14 protein-coding genes are annotated in these 14,049 nt (G+C 73.7%); 6 read left to right on the top strand and 8 right to left on the bottom strand.

The annotated features are described in order from the left end of the window. Position 1 precedes the first annotated feature (1 nt). Genes AC156L_RS35860 through AC156L_RS35850 form a run of 3 tightly spaced genes read left to right on the top strand, consistent with a single transcriptional unit; the run spans position 2 to position 3,044 of the window. Positions 2-1,126 (top strand): acyl-CoA dehydrogenase family protein, encoded by a 1,125-nt coding sequence (locus tag AC156L_RS35860; RefSeq protein WP_330881968.1) that lies wholly within the window; start codon positions 2-4, stop codon positions 1,124-1,126. Beyond that, the gene (locus AC156L_RS35855; RefSeq protein ID WP_330881966.1) at positions 1,123-2,001 is read left to right on the top strand and encodes an acyl-CoA dehydrogenase family protein; all 879 of its coding nucleotides are present in this window, start codon (positions 1,123-1,125) and stop codon (positions 1,999-2,001) included. Before AC156L_RS35860 ends, AC156L_RS35855 begins: the two co-directional genes overlap by 4 nt. Then, on the top strand, positions 1,998-3,044 hold the full coding sequence (locus tag AC156L_RS35850; protein WP_330881964.1) for an acyl-CoA dehydrogenase family protein: 1,047 nt from the start codon (positions 1,998-2,000) through the stop codon (positions 3,042-3,044). The genes AC156L_RS35855 and AC156L_RS35850 overlap by 4 nt, the downstream gene beginning before the upstream one ends. Here AC156L_RS35850 and hsaB read toward each other — a convergent pair. The 8 genes from hsaB to AC156L_RS35810 all read right to left on the bottom strand — a co-directional run bounded on the left by hsaB (position 3,041) and on the right by AC156L_RS35810 (position 10,895). Beyond that, entirely contained in the window at positions 3,041-3,607 is a 567-nt protein-coding gene (gene hsaB / locus AC156L_RS35845) for a 3-hydroxy-9,10-secoandrosta-1,3,5(10)-triene-9,17-dione monooxygenase reductase subunit (RefSeq protein ID WP_330881962.1), read from the bottom strand. The two genes, AC156L_RS35850 and hsaB, sit on opposite strands and share 4 nt — an antisense overlap. Then, positions 3,604-4,506, bottom strand: coding sequence for an iron-dependent extradiol dioxygenase HsaC (gene hsaC, locus AC156L_RS35840; RefSeq protein ID WP_330881960.1), 903 nt, complete (start codon positions 4,504-4,506; stop codon positions 3,604-3,606). The genes hsaB and hsaC overlap by 4 nt, the downstream gene beginning before the upstream one ends. A 5-nt stretch (positions 4,507-4,511) precedes the next feature. Continuing rightward, the gene (gene hsaD / locus AC156L_RS35835; RefSeq protein WP_330881958.1) at positions 4,512-5,378 is read right to left on the bottom strand and encodes a 4,5:9,10-diseco-3-hydroxy-5,9,17-trioxoandrosta-1(10),2-diene-4-oate hydrolase; all 867 of its coding nucleotides are present in this window, start codon (positions 5,376-5,378) and stop codon (positions 4,512-4,514) included. A gap of 13 nt (positions 5,379-5,391) precedes the next feature. Continuing rightward, positions 5,392-6,570, bottom strand: a complete 1,179-nt coding sequence (hsaA, locus tag AC156L_RS35830; protein WP_330881956.1) for a 3-hydroxy-9,10-secoandrosta-1,3,5(10)-triene-9,17-dione monooxygenase oxygenase subunit — start codon at positions 6,568-6,570, stop codon at positions 5,392-5,394. 62 nt (positions 6,571-6,632) lie between these two features. Continuing rightward, complete coding sequence (gene dmpG, locus AC156L_RS35825) at positions 6,633-7,637, bottom strand: 4-hydroxy-2-oxovalerate aldolase (RefSeq protein ID WP_330881954.1); 1,005 nt, start codon at positions 7,635-7,637, stop codon at positions 6,633-6,635. Next, positions 7,637-8,551 (bottom strand): acetaldehyde dehydrogenase (acetylating), encoded by a 915-nt coding sequence (locus tag AC156L_RS35820; protein WP_330881952.1) that lies wholly within the window; start codon positions 8,549-8,551, stop codon positions 7,637-7,639. The genes dmpG and AC156L_RS35820 overlap by 1 nt, the downstream gene beginning before the upstream one ends. 26 nt (positions 8,552-8,577) lie before the next feature. Further along, a complete protein-coding gene (locus AC156L_RS35815) occupies positions 8,578-9,363 on the bottom strand; it encodes a 2-keto-4-pentenoate hydratase (protein WP_330881950.1) in 786 nt (261 codons plus the stop codon). Continuing rightward, the gene (locus AC156L_RS35810; RefSeq protein ID WP_330881948.1) at positions 9,357-10,895 is read right to left on the bottom strand and encodes an FAD-binding protein; all 1,539 of its coding nucleotides are present in this window, start codon (positions 10,893-10,895) and stop codon (positions 9,357-9,359) included. Before AC156L_RS35810 ends, AC156L_RS35815 begins: the two co-directional genes overlap by 7 nt. Positions 10,896-11,009: 114 nt before the next feature. On the opposite strand from AC156L_RS35810, the gene kstD reads away from it, so the two are divergent. The 3 genes from kstD to AC156L_RS35795 are packed head-to-tail and all read left to right on the top strand — an operon-like array spanning position 11,010 to position 14,034. Then, the gene (gene kstD / locus AC156L_RS35805; RefSeq protein ID WP_330881946.1) at positions 11,010-12,659 is read left to right on the top strand and encodes a 3-oxosteroid 1-dehydrogenase; all 1,650 of its coding nucleotides are present in this window, start codon (positions 11,010-11,012) and stop codon (positions 12,657-12,659) included. Beyond that, on the top strand, positions 12,656-13,783 hold the full coding sequence (locus AC156L_RS35800; protein ID WP_330881944.1) for a 3-ketosteroid-9-alpha-monooxygenase, oxygenase component: 1,128 nt from the start codon (positions 12,656-12,658) through the stop codon (positions 13,781-13,783). The genes kstD and AC156L_RS35800 overlap by 4 nt, the downstream gene beginning before the upstream one ends. Beyond that, positions 13,783-14,034, top strand: a complete 252-nt coding sequence (locus tag AC156L_RS35795) for a hypothetical protein (protein ID WP_330881942.1) — start codon at positions 13,783-13,785, stop codon at positions 14,032-14,034. Before AC156L_RS35800 ends, AC156L_RS35795 begins: the two co-directional genes overlap by 1 nt. The last annotated feature ends 15 nt before the right edge of the window (positions 14,035-14,049 follow it).

Below are 14,049 nucleotides of genomic sequence, written 5' to 3'. Positions count from 1 at the left end.
GGTGGACCTCGACCTGGACGACGGGACGCTGGAGTTCCGCGAGGAGGTGCGCGCGTGGCTCGCGGAGCACGTGCGGCGGCTGTCCTCGATGGACACCGAGGCCGGGTTCGCGCAGCACCGCGAGTGGGAGCGCGAGCTGGCCGACGCGCGGCTGTCCGTCGTGTCGTGGCCGGAGGAGTTCGGCGGTCGGGGCGCGTCGCTGCTGCGGTGGGTGGTGTTCGAGGAGGAGTACCACGCCGCGGGGGCGCCCGGCCGGGTCGGCCAGAACGGGATCTTCCTGCTCGCGCCGACGCTGTTCACCCACGGGACGCCCGAGCAGTGCGCGCGGCTGCTGCCCCCGATGGCGCGGGCGGACGAGGTGTGGGCGCAGGCGTGGTCGGAGCCGGAGGCGGGCAGCGACCTCGCGGCGATCCGCAGCCGCGCCGTGCGCACCGACGGCGGCTGGCTGCTGCGGGGGCAGAAGACCTGGAGCTCACGGGCGGCGTTCGCCGACAGGGGGTTCGGGCTGTTCCGGACCGACCGGGACGCGCCGCGCCACCGCGGGCTGACCTACCTGCTGTTCGACCTGCGGGCGGACGGCGTGACCGTGCGGCCGATCGCGCAGCTCGACGGCGAGCCCGGGTTCGCGGAGATCTTCCTCGACGACGTGTTCGTGCCGGACCGCGACGTGCTCGGCGAGGTCGGCGACGGGTGGCGGGTGGCCATGAGCACCGCGAGCAGCGAGCGGGGCCTGTCGCTGCGCAGCCCCGGCCGGTTCCTGGCGGCGGCGCGCAGGCTCGTCGGCCTGTGGCGGACCGCTCCCGACCGGGCGCTGCGGGACCGGGTGGTCGACGCCTGGATCGGCGCGCAGGCCTACCGGCTGCACACGTTCGGCACCGTGACCCGGCTCGCGGAGGGCGGTGCGCTCGGCCCGGAGTCCAGCGTCACCAAGGTGTTCTGGTCGGAGCTGGACGTGGCGCTGCACGAGACGGCGCTGGACCTGCTCGGCCCGCGCGGCGAGGTGGGGGGCGAGTGGCTGGACGGCTACCTGTTCTCGCTGGCGGGCCCGATCTACGCCGGGACCAACGAGATCCAGCGCGACGTGGTGGCGGAACGGCTGCTGGGCCTGCCGAGGGGTGACCGATGAGGTTCGCGCTGTCCACCGAGCAGGTCGAGTTCGGCGCGTCCCTGCACGGATCGCTGGCGGCGGGCCGCCTCGACCTGCCCGAGCTGGGCGTCACGGCGCTGGCCGTGCCGGAGCGGCTCGGCGGGGTGGCGGCCGACGCGGTGGACCTCGTGGTCGCGTTCGAGGAACTCGGCCACCACGCCGTGCCCGGCCCGCTGGTGGAGTCGGTCGTCGTGGTGCCGACGCTGCTGGCCGACGTCGGCGAGGACCGCTGGCTGCCGGAGCTGGCGACCGGGAAGCTCACCGCGTCGGTGGCGATCCCGCCGCACGTCCCGCACGCGCACGAGGCCGAGCTGTACTTCCTGCTCGACGGCGAGGCGCTGCGGTCGGCCGAGGCCGTCGCGGAGCTGACCTCGGTGGACCCGACGCGGCGGCTGGTCGACCTCGTCGGCGGACCGGTGCTCGGCACGACCGCGCGGGCGGCGCGGGCGTTCGACCTCGGCGTGCTGGCGTGCGCCGCCCAGCTCCTCGGGCTCGGGCGGGCGATGCTGGAGATGGCGACCGCGCACGCCCGGCAGCGCACCCAGTTCGGCAGGCCGATCGGCGGGTTCCAGGCGGTCAAGCACCAGCTCGCGGACGTCCTGATCGGCCTGGAGCTGGCCCGGCCGCTGGTGCACGGCGCGGCGGTCACCCTCACCGGCCGGGACGTGTCGGCGGCCAAGGTCGCCGCGGGCGACGCCGCCTACCGGGCCGCGCGCACCGCCCTCCAGGTGCACGGCGCCATCGGCTACACCGCCGAGCACGACCTGTCCCGGTGGCTGGCGAAGACCCGCGCGCTGGTCGGAGCCTGGGGCACCCCGTCCACGCACCGCGACCGCGTCCTGGAGGCGCTGTGACCGCCGAGCTGCGCGCGCTGCGCGACTCCGTGCGCGGCCTGCTGGCCAAGCACTCCGACGTGCGCGCGGCGATGGCGTCGCCGCGCGGGTACGACGCCGCCCTGTGGGCGAGGCTGTGCGGGGAGGTCGGGGTCGCGGGGCTGGCCGTTCCCGAGGTCTACGGCGGGCTCGGCGCCGGGCAGGCGGAGTCGCACGTCGTGCTGGAGGAGCTGGGGCGCACGCTGACCCCCGCGCCGCTGCTCGGGTCGGCGGTGGTGGCCGCGCGGGCGTTGCTGGCGTGCGGCGACGACGAGGCGTGCGGGCGGCTGCTGCCGGGGATCGCGGCGGGGACCACGATCGCCGCGCTCGCCTGGACGGGCGCCGACGGCCGGTGGGACCCCGACGCCGTGGCCGTGACGGCGTCGGACACGCTGGACGGCACGGCGCACCACGTGCTCGACGGCGACCTGGCGGACGTGCTGCTCGTGGCGGCGCGCGGGTCCGACGGGATCACGCTGTGGGAGGTCGACCCGGCGGGCGCCGGGGTCGAGCGCACCGCCGTGCCCGCGGTGGACCCGACCCGCCGCCTCGCCACGGTCGCGCTGACCGGCGCCGTCGGCCGCCGCCTCGGCCCGGCGGCGCTGCCGCGCGTCCGCGACGTGGCCTGCGCGGCGCTCTGCGCGGAACAGGTCGGCACCGCCGCGCGCGCACTGGAGCTGACGGTGGAGCACACCCGCACGCGCGTCCAGTTCGGCAGGCCGATCGGGAGCTTCCAGGCCCTCAAGCACCGGATGGCCGACCTGCACGTCCTCGTGGAGACCGCGCGGTCGGCGGCGGAGGCCGCCGCCGACGACCCGGTGTCGGCGGCCGTCGCCAAGGTGCACTGCTCCGAGGCGGTGTGCCGGGTGGCGGCCGAGATGATCCAGCTGCACGGCGGCATCGCGATCACGTGGGAGCACGACGCGCACCTGTACTTCAAGCGGGCCCACGGGAGCGCGCGGCTGTTCGGCGACCCGGCCGAGCACGTGGCCCGGCTGGCACCGCGGGTGTTCTCGCGCCGCTAGATCCAGTCCGACTGGCGGGGCCAGGTGAGGAGGTCGTCGAGCACCTCGCCCGTCCAGCCCCGGTCGTCCGGCGGGCTGGTGCTGGTGGCGGCGTAGCGGCCCCGGAAGAACAGCAGCGGGCGTTCGTCGCGGTGCTCGCCGAGGTCGACGACGCGGCCCACGACGACGTGGTGGTCACCCGCCTCGTGCACGGCCTCCACCGTGCAGTCGACCCAGGTCAGCGCCCCGTCCAGCACGGGGGCGCCGGTCGAGGACGGGGTCCAGCCCACGGCGTCGAACTTGTCCGCTCCCGCGGTGCCGAACACGGTCGACACCGCCCGCTGGCCCTCGGCCAGCACGTTCACGCAGAAGTGGCCCGCCCGTTCGATGACCGGCCAGCTCCGCGAGGACCTGGCCGGGCAGAACAGGACCAGCGGCGGGTCTAGGGACAGCGCGGCGAACGCCTGGCAGGCGAACCCCACGGGGCGCTCACCGTCCACACCGGTCACGACCGTGACGCCGGTGCAGAAGTGGCCCAGCACGGTGCGGAACCGGGCCGCGTCGAACCCGCTGCGGACGGTCACCCCCGCGCACCGACGCCGAAGTCGTGGCCCCACAGGCTGACCGCCGTGCTCTCCCGCGCGATCCAGTCCTCGTCGGACACCTGCCTGCCCTCGGTGCCGAACTCGATGTCGAAGCCGCCGGGCGACTTCATGTAGAACGACAGCATCAGGTCGTTCACGTGCCTGCCCAGCGTCGCCGACAGCGGCACCTTCCTGCGCAGCGCGCGGTCGAGCGCCAGACCGACGTCGTCGGTCTCGGCCACCTCGACCATCAGGTGCACGATCCCGCTCGGTGTCGGCATCGGCAGGAACGCGAGGCTGTGGTGGCGGGAGTTGCAGCCGAAGAACCGCAGCCACGCGGGCGGCCCGTCGGCCGGGCGGCCGACGAACCGCGGCGGCAGGCGCATCGAGTCGCGCAGCCGGAAGCCGAGCACGTCGCGGTAGAACGCGAGCGCCGCCGCGTCGTCGTGGGTCGAGAGCACGACGTGCCCGAGCCCCTGCTCCTCGGTCACGAAGCGGTGGCCGTACGGGCTGACGACCCTGCGGTGCTGGAGCGCAGCCCCGTGGAAGACCTCCAGGGTGTTGCCCGACGGGTCGTCGAACCGGATCAGGCCGGTCACGCGGCGGTCGGCCAGGTCGGCGTCGTCACCCTCCTTCACCGTCACCCCGGCGGCGGCCAGCCGCTCGCCGACCTCGACCAGCTCGGCCTCGTTCGCGACCTCCCAGCCGGACTGGGCCAGCCGGTCGTGCTCGCCGGGGAAGACCACCAGCCGGGCCGGGAAGTCGTCCATCCTCAGGTACAGCGCGGCCGGGTCGGCGCCCTTCCCCTCCACCATGCCGAGCACCTTGAGCCCGAACTCGCGCCACCGGTCCATGTCGGTGGCCTCGATGCGGAGGTAGCCGAGCGAACGGATTCCCATGCCTGTCACTCCCCGTCCGTGAGGAAGTCGATCGCGAGCCGGTTGAACTCGTCGAACTTCTCGATCTGGGCCCAGTGGCCGCACCGGCCGAACACGTGCAGCTGGGCGCGCGGGATGAGCTTCAGCGCCAGCAGCGCCCCGTCGAGCGGGTTGACCCTGTCCTCCCGGCCCCACACCAGCAGCACCCGCTGGCGCAGCCGGTAGGCCTCCCGCCACAGCATCCCCTGCTCGAAGGAGTCGGGACGGCTGAACGAGGCGCCCATCGCGGCCATGGCGCGCAACGACTCCGGGGTGCTCGCCGACGCGTAGCGCTCCTCGATCAGCTCCTCGGTGATGAGCGACCGGTCGTAGACCATCGTGCGCAGGAACGCCTCCAGCTTCTCCCTGCTGGGCCCCGGCTTCGCGCCGAACCGGCCGAGCTCGCGCACCCCCTCGGTCGGGTCGGGTGAGAACACGTTCACGCTCAGCCCACCCGGTCCCATGAGGACCAGCCGCCCCGCCCGGTCCGGGTGGTCCAGCGCGAACCGCACCGCCGCTCCCCCGCCGAGCGAGTTGCCGAGCAGGTGCGCCCTGTCCACGCCGAGCGCGTCGACCAGGCCGCGCAGCGCCCGCGCGCTGTGGGTGAAGTACTGGTCGTGCTCGGTCGGCTTGTCCGAGAGGCCGAACCCCGGCTGGTCGACCGCGAGCACCCGGAAGGTCTTGGCGAACACCGGGATCGTGCGGCGGAAGTTGCTCCACGCCGACGCGCCGGGTCCGCCGCCGTGCAGCAGCACCACGGTCGTGCCGTGCTCGGAGCCCGCCTCGTGGTAGTGCAGCCGCAGGCCGCCCACGTCCGCGTAGCGGCTGGTGGCCTCGAAACCGAGCGCTGTCACGTCGTCCCCCACCTCAGAAGAGCCCGTCGCGGACGGGGATGCCGAGTTCGCCCTTGCCGTACAGGACGAGCGCGCGCTCCGGGTCGTTGGCCGCGTGCACCCTGGCGGCGTGGGCGTCGCGCCAGAACCTCGGGATCCGCTGACCGGTGCCGATGGCCTTGCCTCCCGCGCTCTCGAAGAGCCGGTCGATCGCGGCGACGGCCCGCGCGCTGCCGCACACCTGGTCCCGCCTCGCCCGCAGCCGCAGTTCCACCGGGATCCTGGTGCGGGTCTCGGCCAGCGCCATCTCCTCGGTGACGTTGCGCTCAAGCTGGAGCCACGCGGCGTCGATGTCGTTGGCGGCGCTGGCGATCCGCACCTGGGCGAACGGGTCCTCCGAGGACTTCTCACCGAGGTAGGAGGCGCGGATGCGGTCGCGGGTGGCGCCGACGTGGGCCTCGTACGCGCCCAGCGCCATCCCGATCATCGGCGCGGTGATCGCGTACGGGTGCACGGTGCCGTACGGCATCCGGAACAGCGGGCCGGTGTTCACCTCCTGGCCGGGGCACACGCACTTCGCGGTGTGGCCCATGCTCAGCGTGCGGTGCTCGGGCACGAACACGTCCTCGACGACGATGTCGTTGCTGCCGGTGCCGCGCAGCCCCACGGTGTCCCAGACGTCGTCGATCCGGTAGTCGGCGATCGGCAGCAGGAACGTGCGGAAGTCGACCGGTTTGCCGTCCTCGCCCATCACCAGCCCGCCGAGCAGCACCCACGTCGCGTGGTCGCAGCCGGAGGAGAAGCTCCACCGGCCGGTGAACCGGAACCCGCCGTCGACCGGGGTCGCCCGGCCCACCGGCGCGTAGGACGAGGAGATGCGGGTGTCGCGGTCGTCGGCCCAGACGTCCTGCTGCGCCCGGTCTGCGAACAGGCCGACGTGCCACGGGTGCACGCCGAGGACCGAGGCGACCCAGCCCGTCGAGCCGCAGGCGCTCGCGATCAGCTTGACGGCGGTGTAGAAGGTGAGCGGGTGCGCCTCGGCCCCGCCGTGGCGAACGGGTTGCAGCAGCTTGAAGAAGCCGATCTCCTGCAACGACTTCACGGACTCCTCGGGCACCCGGCGGAGGTCTTCGGCCTCCTGCGCCCGGTCGCGCAGGACGGGCAGCAGCTCCCGCACCTTGGCCAGGACCTCGTGGCCGACCTGGTCGCTCATCGCAACTCCCGTTCTCCGGCACGAGCCAGACTAGAACACGTTCTCGTTTCTGTCGACGAACGTCACACCTGCTCGCGCCGCAGCTCCAGCGCGATGTCGATCAGCTGGTCCTCCTGCCCGCCGACGAGCTTGCGCTCGCCCGCGCGCACGAGGATCTGCGCGCCGGACACCCGGTAGCGCTCCGCCTGGACGAACGCGTGCTTGAGGAAGCTGGAGTACACGCCCGCGTACCCCATCACCAGCGCCATGCGGTCGAGCAGGCACTCCTCGGGCATCGCGGGCCGCACCACGTCCTCGGCCGCGTCCACGATCGCGAAGAAGTCGACACCGGTGGCGATCCCGAGCTTGTCGCACACCCCGACGAACGCCTCCAGCGGCGTGTTGCCCGCCCCCGCCCCGAACCGGCGGACGCTGCCGTCGATCTGCGCCGCGCCCGCGCGGGCCGCGATCACCGAGTTGGCGACGCCCAGCCCGAGGTTCTCGTGGCCGTGGAAGCCGACCTGGGCGTCGTCGCCCAGTTCCGCGACCAGCGCCGACACCCGGTCGGCGACCTGTTCGAGCACCAGCGCGCCCGCGGAGTCCACCACGTACACGCACTGGCACCCGGCGTCGGCCATGATCCTGGCCTGCTTGGCGAGCGCCTCCGGCGGCTGCGAGTGCGCCATCATCAGGAACCCCACGGTCTCCAGCCCCCGGTCACGGGCCAGGCCGAAGTGCTGCACCGAGATGTCGGCCTCCGTGCAGTGGGTGGCGATGCGGCAGATCGAGGCCCCGTTGTCCCTGGCGACCAGGATGTCGTCCTTCACGCCGACGCCCGGCAGCATCAGCACGGCGATCCTCGCCCGCTTCGCGGTGCGCGCCGCCGTGGCGATCAGCTCCTGCTCGGGGGTGAGGCTGAAGCCGTAGGTGAACGAGGACCCGCCGAGGCCGTCGCCGTGCGCGACCTCGATCACCGGGACGCCCGCCGCGTCCAGCGCGGCCACCACCGAGCGGACCTCCTCGGTGGTGAACCGGTGCCGCTTGTGGTGCGAGCCGTCCCGCAACGACGTGTCGGTCAACCGCAGCATCACTGTCCTCCCGAGACGGTCGCGAGCGCCTGCACGAGTTCCTCGCCGACCCTGGTCGCGGCGGCGGTCATGATGTCGAGGTTCCCCGAGTACGGCGGGAGGAAGTCGCCCGCGCCCTCCACCTCCAGGAAGACCGACACGCGGTGGACCTCGCCGGTCCCCGCCCGCACCCGGTCGAACTGCGGTTCGTTCAGCAGCCGGTAGCCGGGCACGTAGGTCGCCACGTCCGCCACCATCCGGGTGATCGACTCGGCGACCGCGGCCTCGTCGGCGTCCGCCGGGACGGCGCAGAAGACCGTGTCGCGCATGATCATCGGCGGGTCGGCGGGGTTGAGCACGATGATCGCCTTGCCCTTGGTCGCCCCGCCGACCTCCTCGATGCCCCGGCCGGTGGTGCGGGTGAACTCGTCGATGTTCGCCCTGGTGCCGGGCCCGGCGGACACCGAGGCCACGCTGGCGACGACCTCGGCGTAGGCGACGGGGACGACCCTGGACACCGCGTGCACGATCGGGATCGTGGCCTGGCCGCCGCAGGTGATCAGGTTGACGTTCGGCGCGTCCAGGTGCGCGCGCAGGTTGACCTGCGGGACGACGTGCGGCCCGACCGCCGCGGGGGTCAGGTCGACCGCCCGGATGCCCGCCTCGGCGTAGCGCGGCGCGTTCGCCCGGTGCACGGCGGCCGACGTCGCCTCGAACACGACGTCGGGACGCTCGTCCTGGCGCAGCAGCCAGTCCACGCCCTCCGCGGAGGCCTCCAGGCCCAGCTCCCCCGCGCGGCGCAGGCCCTCGCTCCCGGGGTCGACGCCCACCATCCAGCGCGGCTCGATCCGCCGCGAGCGCAGGAGCTTGTGCAGCAGGTCGGTGCCGATGTTCCCCGACCCGACGATCGCCGCGGTCGCCTTCGCCGAACCCATGTCGTTCCCCTCACCGGACAGGACGCTCACCCGAAGGACAGCGAGACGGTGCCGAGCCCGTCGAACTCGGCGTGGAAGGAGTCGCCCGCGTGCACGTCGACGGCGCGCGTGCAGGAGCCGGGCAGCACGACGTCGCCCGCCCTGAGCCGCACGCCGAAGCCCGCGACCTTGGCCGCGAGCCAGGCGACGGCGACCACCGGGTTGCCGAGCACGGCGTCGCTGCGGCCCTCGACGAGCACCTCTCCGCCCTTGCGCAGCCGGGCGTCGATCGTGCGGAGGTCCACCTCGGACGGCGGGACCCGGTCGGCGCCGAGCACGAAGCCCGCCGACGAGGCGTTGTCGGCGATGGTGTCGACCAGGCCGATGCGCCAGTCGACGATCCGGCTGTCGATCAGCTCGATCGACGGCGCGACCGCCTCGGTCGCGGCCAGCACGTCCTGCTCGGTGCAGCCCTCGCCGGGCAGGTCGGCGCCGAGCAGGAACGCCACCTCCACCTCGACGCGGGGGTAGCAGTAGTCCGCCGCCCGCGCGGGCGTGCCCTCGTGCAGCCGCATGTCGTCGAGCAGGTGGCCGTAGTCCGGCTCGTCCACGCCCATCATCCGCTGCATCGCGAGCGACGACAGGCCGACCTTGTGCCCGACCACCACCGCGCCCCGGTCGACCCGGCGGCGGATGTTGACCAGCTGGATCTCGTAGGCGTCGACCACGTCGAGGTCGGGGTAGAGCTGCGCCAGCGGCTTGACCGGCACGCGGTCGTGCTCGGCCTGCCGCAGCAGTTCCGCCGCGGCGGTCCTCTGGTCGGTCGTCAGCACGGGGCCTCCCCCGCCGCGTGGAGCCCGGCCCGGCGGCCGGAGAAGACGCAGTCGGCGAGCGAGAGCCCGCTGACGTAGGACTCGGAGCACACGCCGACCGCCGACCGGCCCGCCGCGTACAGGCCCTCCACCCCGGTCACGCGGCCGGTGCGCTCGTCCACCACCAGCCCGCCGAGGGTGAGCACGGGGCACGGGTACCCGACGCGGGACCGGATCGAGACGTCGATCAGCGAGTACGGCGGCACCAGCGGGCGCACCAGTTCGGGGGCCTTGCCGAGGGCGTCCGGCACGTCGCCGTAGGCCTTGGCGGTCGCCCGGAGCCCGGCCGCGTCGATCCCGGCCGCCTCCGCGACCTCGTCGAGCGTGAGCCCGGTGACGAGTCCGCGCGAGAGCAGGTAGCGGGCCTGCAACCGCTGGAACCACAGCGTCTGCCACGGCACCTGCCTGCGCGCCTCGTCGAGGACCCCGTCGTCGACGAGCAGCCACGCCCGGCCGCCGTGGCCGGTGATGATCGCCTCGCCGACGGCCGCGCCGTAGAGCGACTCGTCGCACACGCGCCGCCCGTCCGGGCCGACCAGGACGCCCTTGCGCAGCGCGCTGGGCGGGGTGATGAACCGCCACGCCGTCACCCGGTCCATCCGGGCGGTGGTCCCGCCGACGGACGTGCCGAGCCGGATGCCGCTGCCGTCGTCGCCGGGGGTGCCCAGCGGCAGGCCTCTCCGGTACGCCGGGGCGTGCTCGTCCATCAACTCGCGGTCGAACACGAACCCGCCCGCGGCGATGACGACGCCCCGGCGCGCGCGGACCAGCAGATCCCGGCCGTGGCGGCGTTCCAGCGCGGCGGCCAGCCGGTGCAGCGAGCGGCCGAGCGGCGGGTAGTACAGGCCCGGCTTCACGGCGAACCGCGACAGGACCCGGTGCGCGATCCGGGGCGCGCCGGACAGCCCTCGGCAGCGGACGCCGGTGACCCGGCCGCCGTCGGTGACCAGTTCCCGCGCGGCGGTCTGCGGCAGCACCCGCACGCCGGACCGGCGGGCGCAGTCGGCCAGCCGGGCGAAGAACACCGCGCCGGACGTGCCCCTGCCCTTGGTCCGGTGGCCTCGCGGGGCTGGCGGGGCGACGTCGCGCCGCGCCTGCTCGCTGCCCGAGTAGTAGAGGTAGTAGTCGTTCGTGGGGTAGGAGGTCTTGAACGGGCAGAGGCTCGCGTCGAACGGCACGCCCCGCGCCTCCAGCCACGTCAGCATGTCCGCGCTGCCCCGGCAGAACCGCCAGAGGGTCTCGCCGGACACCGCTTCGCCCACCTCGTGGCGCAGGTAGTCGAACATGCCCTCGGGGGTGTCGGGCACCCCGGCCTCGACCTGCTGCCGGGTGCCGCCGCCGGCGTAGACCACGCCGCCGGACAACGCCGTCGCGCCGCCGCCGGCGAACCGGTCCAGCACGACGACCGACACACCCGCCCCGGCCGCCTCGATCGCGGCGCAGGCGCCCGCGGCGCCGAAGCCCACGACCACCACGTCCGCGCTGACGTCCACGCACCCTCCCCGGAACACGTTCTCGATCGGCGGCTCAGTTCGCTCTGTTCCACCATAGCGCCAAGACGCCGCGAAACTATAACCTGTTCTAGTCTGACTCTCCGTGGAGGCACCGTGGACCAGGACACCGAGTTCGACGTCGTCGTCGTGGGCAGCGGCGCGGCGGGGATGACGGCCGCGCTGTGCGCCGCGCACCGGGGCCTGCGCGCCGTGGTGCTGGAGAAGGCCCCGCGCTTCGGCGGGTCGACCGCGCGGTCCGGCGGGGGCCTGTGGATCCCGAACAACGCCGTGCTGCGCGCGGCGGACCCGAGCGACACCCCGGAGCGGGCGACCGCCTACCTCCGGCACATCGTCGGCGACGACGTGCCGGAGGACCTGCTGCGGACCTACCTCGACCGCGGGCCGGAGATGCTGGCGTTCGTCCGCGAGCACACGCCGCTGAGGTTCCAGTGGGTCCGCGGCTACTCCGACTACTACCCCGAGGCGCCGGGCGGGCGACCGCTCGGCCGGTCGATCGAGCCGAAGCCGTTCGACGCCGACGTGCTCGGCGCCGAACGGGCCAACCTCAACGCCCCCTACCTGCCCTCCCCCGCCGGGATCGTGGTGACCGCCGCCGACTACCGGTGGCTCACGCTCGCCGCCCGCCACCCGCGCGGGGTGCTGACCGCCGCCAGGGTGTTCACCCGCCGGTTCCGCCGCGGCACGCTGCTCACCCTGGGCCAGGCGCTCGCCGCCGGGCTGCGGGCCGGCCTGCTCACCGCGGACGTGCCGGTGCGGCTGAACACCCCGCTGGTCGACCTGCACTCCGAGGACGGCCGGGTGACGGGGGTCAGGGTCGGCGGCGGGGAACTGGTCCGCGCCCGGCACGGGGTGCTGCTGGCCGCGGGCGGGTTCGAGCACAACGAGCGGATGCGCAAGGAGCACCAGCGGGAGCCGATCGGCACGGAGTGGACCTCGGGCGCCGTGGAGAACACCGGCGACGGCATCGAGGCGGGCGTCCGGGCCGGTGGCGCGGTCGGGCTGATGGACGACGCCTGGTGGGGACCGTCGGTCCCGCTGCCCCGCGGTCCCTACTTCTGCCTGTCCGAGCGCACCCTGCCCGGCTGCCTGCTGGTCAACGGCGCCGGGCGGCGGTTCGTCAACGAGGCGGCGCCCTACGTCGACGCGGTGAACGCCATGTACGAGGGGAACATGCCCACGTGGCTCGTGGCGGACCAGCGCTACCGCGACCGCTACCCGTTCGCGGGCCGCACGCCGCGCCAGCCGTTCCCCGGCCACTGGTACGAGGCGGGCGTGGTGCACCGCGCGGACACCGTGCGGGAGCTGGCCCGGCTGATCGACGTGCCCGCCGACGCGCTGGCGGAGACCGTGCTGCGGTTCAACGAGATGGCCGACACCGGGCGCGACGAGGACTTCCACCGCGGCGACAGCGCGTACGACCGGTACTACGGCGACCCGCGCAACCGCCCCAACCCGTGCTTGGCGCCGCTGCGGAGACCGCCGTTCCACGCGGTGCGGATCGTGCCGGGTGACCTCGGCACCAAGGGCGGCCTGCGCACCGACACCCGCGCGCGGGTGCTCCGCGAGGACGGCACGGCGATCCCCGGCCTGTACGCGGCGGGCAACACCAGCGCCTCGGTGATGGGCCACACCTACGCGGGGCCGGGTGCCACGCTCGGTCCGGCGATGACCTTCGGCTACCTGGCAGCGCTGGACATCGCCGCAGCGGCGACCACCGACGACCACCGTGGAGGGACCCGATGACAGAGGACGCGGTTCGGACGATCGACGCCGGGGCCCCGCCGACGAGGTTCGCGCGCGGCTGGCACTGCCTGGGGCTCGCCGAGCGGTTCCGCGACGGCGAGCCGCACGCCGTGGAGGCGTTCGGCACCAAGCTCGTGGTGTTCCAGGGCGAGGACGGCGCGCTCAACGTGCTCGACGCGTACTGCCGGCACATGGGCGGCGACCTCAGCCAGGGCACCGTGAAGGGCGACGCCATCGCCTGCCCGTTCCACGACTGGCGCTGGGCGGGCAGCGGCCGGTGCGTCGGCATCCCCTACGCCAAGCGGGTTCCGCTGCGCGCGCGGACCAGGGCGTGGACCACGCTGGAGCAGAACAAGCAGCTCTTCGTGTGGAACGACCCGCAGGGCAACCCGCCGCCGGAGGACGTCGTGATCCCCCGCGTCGACGCCGCCTACAGCGACGAGTGGAGCAACTGGACCTGGGACTCGGTGCTGATCGAGGGCGCCAACTGCCGCGAGGTCATCGACAACGTCGTGGACATGGCGCACTTCTTCTACATCCACTTCGCGTTCCCCACGTACTTCAAGAACGTGCTCGAAGGGCACGTGGCGACGCAGTACCTGACGACGCGGGGGCGCCCTGACGTCACGGGCGCCGGGACGAACTACACCGGTGACACCGTGGTCCGCTCGGAGGCGTCGTACTTCGGCCCGTCCTACATGATCGACCACCTGTGGAACGACTACCAGGGCACGATCATCGAGACGGTCCTGATCAACTGCCACTACCCGGTGACGGCGAACTCGTTCCTGCTCCAGTGGGGGGCGATCGTCAAGAAGCTGCCCGGCCTGACCGACGAGCACGCCGACAAGATCGCCCACAAGTTCGCGCGCGGCATCGGCGCGGGCTTCTTGCAGGACGTGGAGATCTGGCGGAACAAGTCGCGGATCGACAACCCCCTGCTGTGCGAGGAGGACGGGCCGGTCTACCAGCTGCGCCGCTGGTACGACCAGTTCTACGTCGACGTGGAGGACGTCACCGACGACATGGTGCGCCGCTTCGAGTTCGAGGTCGACACCAGCAGGGCCGTCGAGGTGTGGGAGAGGGAAGTCGCGGCCAACATCGCCCGCGGGGACGGCGCCTAGTGTCCGAGCGCCGCGAGTTCCTGGAGGGCGGTCTGCGCCCGGTCGAGTGCCTCGCCTGCGGCAACCGAGTGCTGGTGAAGAAGCACAGCCTCCGGCACACGAGCGTGCAGTGGACGTCGGACGCCGCGCTGAGCTGCCCCGAGTTCGCCGCCGCCGGGCGCGACACGGCGCTCATCGCGACCTGCCTGGCGCTGCGCGACAGCATCGAGCGGGCGGTGCGGGACGGCGTCCTGGAGGTGGCCGATGGCTGACGTCCACCGGCTGCG

The organism is Umezawaea sp. (assembly GCF_057122925.1).
This window is presented reverse-complemented; position numbering and strand designations above follow the sequence as displayed.